8 protein-coding genes are annotated in these 8,378 nt (G+C 57.3%); 1 reads left to right on the top strand and 7 read right to left on the bottom strand.

The features are described 5' to 3' along the window. Positions 1–165 precede the first annotated feature (165 nt). The 7 genes from BQ17_RS11410 to leuC all read right to left on the bottom strand — a co-directional run bounded on the left by BQ17_RS11410 (position 166) and on the right by leuC (position 5,881). Complete coding sequence (locus tag BQ17_RS11410; RefSeq protein WP_089727159.1) at positions 166–441, bottom strand: BrnT family toxin; 276 nt, start codon at positions 439–441, stop codon at positions 166–168. A gap of 31 nt (positions 442–472) precedes the next feature. Continuing rightward, positions 473–658 carry a helix-turn-helix domain-containing protein gene (locus BQ17_RS24170; RefSeq protein WP_369334486.1) on the bottom strand — a complete coding sequence of 62 codons (186 nt, stop codon included), beginning with the start codon at positions 656–658 and terminating at the stop codon, positions 473–475. 74 nt (positions 659–732) lie between these two features. Further along, positions 733–954: a BrnA antitoxin family protein gene (locus BQ17_RS11400; RefSeq protein ID WP_089727161.1), complete on the bottom strand. Its 222-nt coding sequence runs from the start codon at positions 952–954 to the stop codon at positions 733–735. A gap of 247 nt (positions 955–1,201) precedes the next feature. After that, positions 1,202–1,915, bottom strand: a complete 714-nt coding sequence (locus BQ17_RS11395; protein ID WP_089727157.1) for a hypothetical protein — start codon at positions 1,913–1,915, stop codon at positions 1,202–1,204. A gap of 392 nt (positions 1,916–2,307) precedes the next feature. Beyond that, positions 2,308–3,393: a 3-isopropylmalate dehydrogenase gene (gene leuB, locus BQ17_RS11390; RefSeq protein ID WP_089727155.1), complete on the bottom strand. Its 1,086-nt coding sequence runs from the start codon at positions 3,391–3,393 to the stop codon at positions 2,308–2,310. A 409-nt stretch (positions 3,394–3,802) separates the two neighbouring features. Beyond that, a complete protein-coding gene (gene leuD, locus BQ17_RS11385; protein ID WP_089727153.1) occupies positions 3,803–4,465 on the bottom strand; it encodes a 3-isopropylmalate dehydratase small subunit in 663 nt (220 codons plus the stop codon). Then, positions 4,466–5,881: a 3-isopropylmalate dehydratase large subunit gene (gene leuC / locus BQ17_RS11380; RefSeq protein WP_089727151.1), complete on the bottom strand. Its 1,416-nt coding sequence runs from the start codon at positions 5,879–5,881 to the stop codon at positions 4,466–4,468. It abuts the gene before it with no gap. 297 nt (positions 5,882–6,178) lie between these two features. Between leuC and BQ17_RS11375 the strand changes: the two genes are divergently transcribed. Beyond that, positions 6,179–8,113, top strand: a complete 1,935-nt coding sequence (locus tag BQ17_RS11375; protein ID WP_218068235.1) for an SLC13 family permease — start codon at positions 6,179–6,181, stop codon at positions 8,111–8,113. Positions 8,114–8,378: the final 265 nt, after the last annotated feature.

Here is an 8,378-nt window from a genome sequence, read left to right as displayed (position 1 = left end):
CAAGCAGCTGTAAGACCGCTCTTGCCTGCAACAAAGGATAGCTCCTCCTTGGTATATAATCACACGGGACCTGACATTTATCCAAATAGATGGGTATGTCCAGCTCTTCCAATGGTCTATAGAACTTTCCCTGTTCGGCATCGGTAAAATCATACTCGTCTTTCATTATGGGCGCCTTTTTTGGTATACCAGTTGCTCGCGTTTAGTTGCCTTTCTAGCACCGATGATTCTCACAGACTCAGCACCGTCATCATCTCTGAACATATGGACAACAACGAGAATAACTTCGTTCAACGATTTCCCCAATATTATCCACCTATCCTCTTCATGCGAATGTTCCACATCGTATTTGTTCAGCGCAAAAGGATCGGCAAAAACATAAGCAGCCTGTTCAAACCTAGCCCCATGTTTCTGAATGTTCGTTTTTTTCTTTCTTAACATCCCATTCAAATTTCATGATGTGACTATTTTCCTACCATCCGTACCTGTGATGCGATAACGTTTTAATGGGAATGCCCTGTTCGCGGACATCTCTGGTCGCTCTCGGCGGATGATTGTAGCCATATGTGTCTTTAAGTTCCTCTGTCGTTATCTGCCCGTGCTTCAGAATGTGGTCGATTACGGTTTTCGGTCGTTTTGCTTCGACGCTCTCAAGCAATTTTTAGGAATTCCAGAGGATATTTTTGACCGCTCATGCGAAGACAAGCTCTTGCTTCAAGATCAAAGGGGCATTTATTCGGAAGCCCATTCCATTTTGAGCTTGCGATGATGTAGCGCACAATCACGGAGGTACAAATTGATTAGGCCTTGGTATGGAATGCCTGTTTCTTCTGCCATGGATTTAAAATAAGCCACGGTATCCCGGTCTAATCTCATGGTTACAGGTTGTTTTAGGTATTTAGTGAAAGGATTTTTTCGGCCTTTCATTTCAGAAAAGTCGTAGTGATCTCTCATTTTCGCTGCCTCCAATACTCCGGTTCCTCGCGTTTATTCGCCCTTGGCTCGTTCCCATGCTCCAGCGTGGGAACGCCATTGTAGCCGCTCCAGCGGCCAAGATCCCTTATCGGGACAAGGTTTCATGACGCTGGAGCGTCGAGATCCCTCCTCCATCGGGACAAGCTTGCTCCCACGCTGGAGCATGGGAGCCAGAGACAGGCCAACAAGCCATTTGGGTAACCCACAACGCGCCTTATATTCACCATTATTTCTTCTTAAGTGCAGCAAGTAGTCTTTTTGTTTTGTCTCTAAAATCAGTATCAACGCGAAACTGATATGTGATTTCATTATTCTTATTCCGCCCCTTTGTTGTACGAATAATGTGATAATCAACAAATACTGGGACAGCTTTTCCCTTGAATTTTTCAAAAGGAGACTCCTCTAACTTTGCCTCAATAGAACCTCCTCCTTTAGCAGGTAGCTTTATTTTTCCACCGATTACTACACTATTAGCATATTCAATTTTCGCCTTATCCGCCTTAATAGTAGAATAAACAATGACATGCCGATAGCGAGAATTATTCTTTGAAGCTTCCTCAAGGAACCATGAATTCCTTACATCTTCGCCAGAGGCGATTTTTTCCCTTATCGTTCGCGCCAAGTCTGAGAATGTGCCTCGATACTTTTCTTTAAACGCATTTGTTAACTCAATATATACACCGTTCTCTATTTTCGCTTTCGCATCAGCAACAATTAACTTATCAAGATTACCCATTATATTTATCTTCATCCCCTCAATATCTCTAGCTTCTTGCTTTTCATAAGTATGTCCGGTTTTTGTGCCAGTAAACTTTATGTCTGCCAGCTCGAGTAATTTCTCATTCTTAGTATCATATAAATAAAGAGTACCTAAATCAGCATAACCCGAGTTTACGAAGCACTTATCTGTCTTTGCGTGACTGACATTTAAATAGACCACCGAGTCGACTGGGGGTGACCTAAATAGTATACAACCAGTAAATGTTGATAGAACCAGACATGCTACAAGAAACCGTGAAAACATGACACACCTCCGAAGAAAGTGCTCATTAGCGCCGATGTTTGCCACCTAGTTCAATGCCAGCGACAACTCGGTTCTTTAAGTACCGTGCATGCTGGCAGTTTGCGTTCGATTGCTGCGTATAGCGAAGTCTTTGCTTATCTATGTTAACACTCTTCTTAAACTATACACAGACATTCGCATCACCTGAATGATATTCTTTACTATTCGCAGATTAACCAATTTTCGCAGATGTTTCCATTCTTCAACTGTCTAATCCGCGGAACCTGCGGATTCAAAACGCAAAACGGTAAAGAGAACCGTACCCAAACTCAAGCACCTTTACCCATCGCTTCCACTACCGCATCGCCCATCTCGGCGGTGCCGCCCCGGCGCATTCCCGAGGACATAATGTCGGTGGTGCGCAGGCCCTGGTCCAGGACGGCGGAGACGGCGCCTTCGATGCGTTCGGCGGCGGTCGGTTCGCCCAGGGAGTAGCGCAGCATCATAGCAACCGACAGGATGGTGGCCAGGGGGTTGGCGATGTCTTGGCCGGCGATATTGGGGGCCGAGCCGTGGATGGGCTCGTACATGCCCTTCCCGGTTGCGTCCAGGGAGGCGGAGGGCAGCATGCCGATGGAGCCGGTCAACATGGCCGCGGCATCGGAGAGGATGTCGCCGAACATGTTGGTAGTGACCATGACATCGAACTGTTTCGGCTCTCGGATCAGCTGCATGGCGGCGTTGTCCACATACATGTGGCTGAGGGTTACGTCCGGGTATTCGGTCCCCACCTCGGTAGCCACCGTTCGCCACAGCTCGGTGCACTCCAGGATATTTGCCTTGTCCACCGAGCAGACGCGCCGGTTGCGTTGGCGGGCGATGTCGAAGGCGGTTTCACAGATGCGCCGGATCTCCGACTCGCTGTAGACCAGGGTGTTGACGCCAGTGCGGGTTCCGTCCTCGCCGGTGGTCACGCCCCGCGGCTGCCCGAAGTAGATGCCGCCGGTGAGCTCGCGCACGATCAGGATATCGAGCCCGGCGACCAGCTCCGGCTTCAGGGATGAGGCGGCGGCCAGCTGGGGATAGAGGATGGCCGGGCGTAGGTTGGCGAACAACTCCAGCTGGTCGCGCAGGCCCAGGAGCCCCCTCTCCGGGCGGATGGCGATGGGCAACGGTTCCCACTTGGGACCGCCGACGGCCCCCAGCAGGACGGCGTCTGCCTGCAGCGCCAGATCCAGGGTGGTGTCGGGGAGGGGGACCCCGGTGGCGTCGATGGCTGCCCCGCCTACCGGGGCCTCCTCCATTGTGATTGCGAGGCCAGCGGTATCCCGTAGGTAGGTAAGTATCTTGACCGCCTCGGCGACGATCTCCGGTCCGATACCGTCTCCCGGCAGGATGAGGATGTGTTTGGTCACTGTGTGTTCTCCAGCGTAGTGGCATAGCCCGTAGGGTGGGCTGTGCCCACCATCCAGACTGCCGTGCCTGACCCATCCCTGGGGGGTGGATAGGCCGGCACAGGCAACCGGTCCTGGGGCGGTAGGCAAGCGCTCACCACACCATTGATGCGGTTCGCGCCTTCTGCTGGTGCCATCCTAATAAGACCTACCGCGCTCACCGCATCCTACATTAGGGTGTGTTCTCCAGCGTGGCACCGCCCCTCATTCACCCTCTCCCCAACCCCTCTCCCTCCAGGGAGAGGGGCTTTGCAAAAGGAACCTCAGTCGCACTTTGAATTGTAGATTGTCACAGATGAAAAACTGAAACAATCTGCGTAATCTGCGGATAGAAGGAATGTCGCTCAGACAAACGTCAACAGGACCTAGTTCACCTTGCCTCCAAGCCGTTCCCGGGGAACAACCAGGGGGCCTGGGGCCGACGGCGGTCTTCGTAGGCGCGAATGGCGTCCAGGTGCTCCAGCGTCAGTCCGATATCGTCCAGCCCTTCGAGCAGACAGCGCTTGCGGAAGGGATCCACCGCGAAACCGAGCCGGTCCCTGATGATGGAGATCTCCAGGATCTGCCGCGGCAGATCGACGGTGATCCGCAACGCCTCGGGACCATCCGCGATTGCGAACAGGTCAGCGACCTCGATCGGTGGCAGGGTGATGGGGAGGATGCCGTTCTTGAAGCAGTTGTTGTAGAAGATGTCGGCAAAGCTGGGGGCAATGATGACCCGGAAGCCGAAATCCGCCAGGGCCCAGGGGGCGTGCTCCCGGGACGACCCGCAGCCGAAGTTCTCGCGCGTCAACAGGATTTGGGCGCCCTGGTAGCGGGGGTCGTTGAGGACGAAATCCGGGTTTTGGGGCCGGTTGCGGTTGTCCTGATCGGGCTCCCCATGATCCAGATAGCGCCACTCGTCGAACAGGTTGGGTCCGAACCCGGTGCGCTTGATGCTCTTTAGGAATTGCTTGGGGATGATGGCATCCGTGTCCACATTGGCCCGGTCCAAGGGGCACACGACCCCGGTAAAATTCTCGAATTTGTCCATTTAGAGTTCCCTCACGTCCAGGAAACGGCCACTGACTGCCGCCGCCGCGGCCATGATGGGACTCACCAGGTGGGTGCGTCCCCCCCGGCCCTGGCGGCCCTCGAAATTACGGTTGGAGGTGGACGCACACCGCTCGCCCGGCTTCAGGCGATCCGCGTTCATAGCCAGGCACATGGAGCATCCGGGATCGCGCCACTCGAAGCCCGCTGCGATGAACACCCGGTCCAGGCCCTCCGCTTCCGCCTGTGCCTTTATCGGACCCGAGCCCGGCACCACCATGGCGAGCTTGATGCTCTCGGCCACCCGGCGGTCCGCGACGACCTGCGCCGCCGCGCGCAGGTCTTCGATACGCGAGTTGGTGCAGGAGCCGATGAAGACCTTGTCCGGGCGGATGTCGATGATGGCGGTGCCCGGTGTGAGCCCCATGTAATCCAGCGCGCGGCGGATGCCGTCGGCCTTGACCGGATCGCACTCGTCCCCCGGATCGGGCACCCGCCCGTCCACCGGTGCCACCATCTCCGGGGAAGTCCCCCAGGTAACCTGGGGCTCGATGGCGGCCGCGTCGATACGGACCCTTCGATCGAACGCCGCGCCCTGGTCGCTGACCAGACCGCGCCAGTGGGCGGCGGCACGCTCGAACTCGGGGCTCTGGGGCGCGCAGGGGGGTGCGTAGGGTCGCCCTCGGACGTACTCGATAGTGGTCTCGTCGACCGCGATCAGGCCCGCCCGGGCCCCTGCCTCGATGGCCATATTGCAGACGGTCATCCGGCCTTCCATGGATAGACCCCGGATGGTCTCGCCGCCGAATTCGATGACAAAGCCGGTAGCGCCCGCGGTGCCGATCTCGCCGATGACGGCCAGGACCAGATCCTTGGCGGTCACACCGGACCCCAGGGCGCCGTTCACCTCGATCAGCATGGACTTGGATTTGCGTTGAAGCAGGCACTGGGTCGCCAGGACGTGCTCCACCTCGGAGGTACCGATACCGAAGGCGAGCGCCCCCAAGGCCCCGTGGGTCGAGGTATGGGAATCGCCGCAGACAATCGTCATGCCCGGCAGGGTGAAGCCTTGCTCGGGTCCGATCACATGGACGATGCCCTGGCGCGGATCATCCATGCCCAGCTCGGTGATTCCGAAGGCGGTGCAATTCTCGGCCAGGGTCCGGACTTGCAGGCGCGCCACGGGGTCCATGATCCCCTGCACCCGATCCCGCGTCGGGACATTATGATCCGGGACCGCCAGGTTGGCCGCCACCCGCCGCGGTTTACGTCCCGCCAGTCGCAGGCCCTCAAAGGCCTGGGGCGAGGTGACTTCATGCACCAATTGGCGATCGATATACAAGAGGGCGGTGCCGTTGTCGTCATAGCGGACGACGTGCTCGTCCCACAGTTTGTCGTAGAGGGTCTTGGCATCCATAGGGTTATGCTCCGCCGAAAATTCAAAGTAGGCAGGGTAGTCCGGCCCCTGCCAAGAAGCAACAGAAGCTCCTAATCTTGTTAATCAAATTAGAATATACCCAACTAACGCTACATGGAGGTGAAAAAAGGGTAAACTCTAGGGTTATGCGCAAGCATTCCCTGCCCGGTGCCATAGCGAGGTAAGATCCCGAGCCTCGTCACCGGTTGTCGAAACCCTAAGCTAAGCGAGGAGTGAGGAGTGACTGTCGTGAGCAATCCTGCGGATGAAGCAACCACAGCTGCCTCCCTAGAGCCCTTGAGCCGCAAGCAGCTGATCGCGGGCATCCTGTTCGGGATCGCGGCTCTGTACCTGGCGACCGTCGTGCCTACGGTCGAGATCGCCTGGGTGACCGGCATCCTCCTGTTTACCATCTACCTGTTCGCCTTCGAGGTGGTGGAGGTAGACGTGGCCGCCGCCACGGTCATGGTGTTGCTGGGCCTGACCTCCCTGCTGGCCCCGCTCATGGGATTGGATCGGGGGCTGGTGGATACCCAACACCTGTTCGACGGTTTCGCATCCAACGCCGTGATCTCCATCATCGCGGTCATGATCATCGGCGCTGGCCTCGACAAGACCGGCCTCATGAGCAAGGTGGCCTCCTTCATCCTCAAGATCGGCGGCACCACCGAAACGCGCATCATCCCGATCATCTCCGCCACCGTGGGCGTTATCTCCTCCTTCATGCAGAACGTGGGGGCGACGGCCTTGTTTCTGCCGGTGGTGTCGCGGATCTCCGCCCGCTCCGGGCTACCCATGTCGCGCCTGCTGATGCCCATGGGCTTCTGCGCCATCCTCGGCGGCACCGTGACCATGGTGGGTTCCTCGCCGCTGATTCTGCTCAACGACCTGATCCTCACCTCCAACCAGGCCCTGCCCGAGGGGCAGAGGATGGAGACCTGGAATCTGTTCTCCGTCACACCGATCGGTCTGGCCCTGGTGGTGACCGGCATCATCTATTTCGTGCTGGCGGGCCGCTTGGTGCTGCCCACCACCAAGGGCGAGGGCGGTAAGGCCACGGATTCCATCGCATATCTCCAAAAGACCTACGGCGTAGAATACTGCATGAAGGAGATGGTGATCCCCAAGGACAGTGAGCTGGTGGGAAAGACGTTGAACGACATCGAAGGGGTCAATAAGATCCGGGTCGTAGCCATGGTGCGTGGTGGCAACGACTTGGCCATCGGTCCCGGTGGCGTGGCCCGCGATGTCCCTTTCGAGGCCAGCAGTGCCATCGGGATCGTCGCCGCGAAGGAAAGCTGCTCAGCATTCGCCACCAAGTACGGCCTGCGCACCCGCGAGGATTTCGAGGCCTTCAGTGACGCCTTGGCCCCGACCAAGGCCGGCATCGCGGAGGTGGTTATCCCGCCCGGATCGGCGCTGATCGGCAAAAGTGCCCGCGATGTGTGGATGCGCAAGCGCTACGGACTGTCCATGGTGGCGCTGCACAGCGGCGGCAAGACCCGGCACGAAGGGGAAGGTATCCGCGACCTGCCGTTGCAGGCCGGTGATACCATCGTGGGGCATATCCCCTGGGAGGCCCTGGTCCGGTTGGAGAAGGACCGCGATTTCGTGGTCGTGACCACCGAATATCCCCACGAAGAGCTGCGCCCGAACAAGGTCCCGGCCGCCGGTGTTTTCTTTGCCATCGCCTTAGGGCTGGTGCTGTTCACCGATTTGCGTCTGTCCGTGGCCCTGCTCACCGGTGCCATGGGCATGATTCTGTCACGGGTGCTGACTATTGAGGAGGCCTACCAGGCGGTGAGCTGGAAGACGGTGTTCCTGCTGGCCTCCCTGATCCCCCTAGGCCTGGCGGTGGAGACCACCGGCACCGCCAAGTGGATCGCCGAACAGGTATTGTCCGTGGTGGGCACAGCGCCTGGTTGGGTGATCCAGGCCTCGGTGGCCGTGCTGGCGACCTTCTTCACCCTGGTGATGTCCAATGTGGGCGCCACCGTGCTGCTGGTACCGCTGGCCGTGAATATCGCCATCGGCGTGGGCGCGGACCCGGCCGTGTTTGCCTTGACCGTAGCCATCGCCACCTCCAACTCCTTCCTGATCCCCACCCACCAGGTCAACGCCCTCATCATGGGGCCAGGCGGCTATGGGGTGCCACATTTCATGCGGGCCGGAAGCGTCATGACACTCCTATTCCTGGTGGTGATGATGCTCATGATGAATCTGGTGTTCTGATAGATCCGGATGGTCGGTATTATCGGTATTAGCGGAAAAACGATGCCCTCATAGGGAGTGGGGGCTAGACGATTACGCCGATTTTGTCGATTGTCATTTCGAGCGAAGCGAGAAATCCTATGTGATAGGAGAACTAATCGAAATGTTTGACAAAGATTTCATAGAAGGACTTCCTGATAACCCAATGTCATTAAGTTAAGCCTCAAAGCCCCTCTCCCGGCGGGAGAGGGGTTGGGGAGAGGGCGAACGAAAACAGGGATCAACC

Origin of the sequence: Candidatus Thiosymbion oneisti (assembly GCF_900092655.1) — a bacterium.
GTDB lineage: Bacteria > Pseudomonadota > Gammaproteobacteria > Chromatiales > Chromatiaceae > Thiosymbion > Thiosymbion oneisti.
Note: the sequence above shows the minus strand (reverse complement) of the source record. Positions and strands in the feature narration are given on the sequence as shown.

Excerpts from the sequence above, each read along its gene's own strand:
- leuC (WP_089727151.1), bottom strand. The coding sequence starts at position 5,881 with ATGGATGCCAAGACCCTCTACGACAAACTGTGGGACGAGCACGTCGTC.
- leuD (WP_089727153.1), bottom strand. The coding sequence starts at position 4,465 with ATGGACAAATTCGAGAATTTTACCGGGGTCGTGTGCCCCTTGGACCGG.
- BQ17_RS11410 (WP_089727159.1), bottom strand. The coding sequence starts at position 441 with ATGTTAAGAAAGAAAAAAACGAACATTCAGAAACATGGGGCTAGGTTT.
- BQ17_RS11400 (WP_089727161.1), bottom strand. The coding sequence starts at position 954 with ATGAGAGATCACTACGACTTTTCTGAAATGAAAGGCCGAAAAAATCCT.